We start from the raw sequence: 386 nt of genomic DNA, 5'->3' as shown, positions 1-386 counted from the left end.
CAGTAGAGCGCCTGACCGGTGAACGCCTTCACGTTTACCTGATCGGCTTTGACGTCATCGCCGGCCGAGGCCAGGCCGGCAAGCTTCGCCACCGCGGTATCAAAGCCGCTGTCGCCGGCGCCGTCGGTTCCGCTGCAGTCACCGGTACGGCAGAAGTACTGACCGCCGCACAGCAGCCCTTCTGAACTGTAGGTGGTCTGGCACTGGTAAGTGTCCTGCTCGTGCAGGCAGGTGCCGCCTTCTTTCTGAGTACAGCTGCGGGCTGAGACCGTGCAGTTTTTGTTGGCCATCAGCGTGCTGCAGTTGCCGGTTGAGCTGACCGGCACGATATAGGCGTCCGAGTACTGCCAGCCGGAGGCGCTCTGCGTATAGTCTTTGCCGTTCTG

Annotated in this window: 1 protein-coding gene; it reads right to left on the bottom strand. The window is 62.2% G+C overall.

Annotation, left to right across the window (positions count from 1 at the left end; translation table 11 throughout):
* Window positions 1–386, bottom strand: a 386-nt coding sequence (traN, locus tag CBW22_RS25145) for a conjugal transfer protein TraN (RefSeq protein WP_176428196.1), incomplete at both ends; no start/stop codon positions are given.

Origin of the sequence: Pantoea sp. VS1, assembly GCF_002207995.1 — a bacterium.
In the GTDB taxonomy this organism is placed as follows: domain Bacteria; phylum Pseudomonadota; class Gammaproteobacteria; order Enterobacterales; family Enterobacteriaceae; genus Pantoea; species Pantoea dispersa.
This window is presented reverse-complemented; position numbering and strand designations above follow the sequence as displayed.